Raw genomic sequence first — 559 nt, 5'->3', positions numbered from 1 at the left:
CAGCGTCGGCGCGGCGCCGCCGGCGCCGGGGCGCAACCGCGTCCATAGCGTGCGGCCGGCACTGCAGGCCTCGTCCAGCCAGGCCGGGCGGTAGTCGCGCACCCGCGCCGGCAACAGTTCCGCCTCCCACAGCGGCGCCGCGGCCTCCACGCCCTCCAGTTGCGCCAGCACCGCGGCCAGCGCTTCGGCGCCCTCCACCTGGCCCTGTGCGTCCAGATGCTGCCAACGGAACAGGAAGCGCGCGTAGTCGCGCGGCGCCACCGGCTCGATCTCGCGGCGCAGGCGGCCAAGGGTGTAGCGGTGGATGCGTGCCAGCAGGTGCCGCTCGCACCACTCCTCGGCATCGGCGTCGGCACTGAACCGACCACCGAGCACATAGCCGTCCTGCTGCAGCGCAAGCAGCCCGGCCTGCACCTCGCGCAGCGGCAGGTGCAGCGGCGCGGCCAGCGTGGCCGCAGTGACCGGCCCCAGGCCTGCCAGCCGGCAGCGCAGCAACTCGCGCAGCGCGCTGTCGCGGTCCCAGTCGGCCACCGCGTAGCCCTCGGGACTGGCGATGGCC

Annotated in this window: 1 protein-coding gene; it reads right to left on the bottom strand. The window is 75.5% G+C overall.

The annotated features are described in order from the left end of the window. The coding region (locus D183_RS25385) for an Lhr family ATP-dependent helicase (RefSeq protein WP_039728875.1) at positions 1-559 on the bottom strand (559 nt) is incomplete at both ends.

The sequence above is a fragment of the Xanthomonas sp. SHU 199 genome, from assembly GCF_000364665.1.
In the GTDB taxonomy this organism is placed as follows: Bacteria; Pseudomonadota; Gammaproteobacteria; order Xanthomonadales; family Xanthomonadaceae; genus Xanthomonas_A; species Xanthomonas_A sontii.
This window is presented reverse-complemented; position numbering and strand designations above follow the sequence as displayed.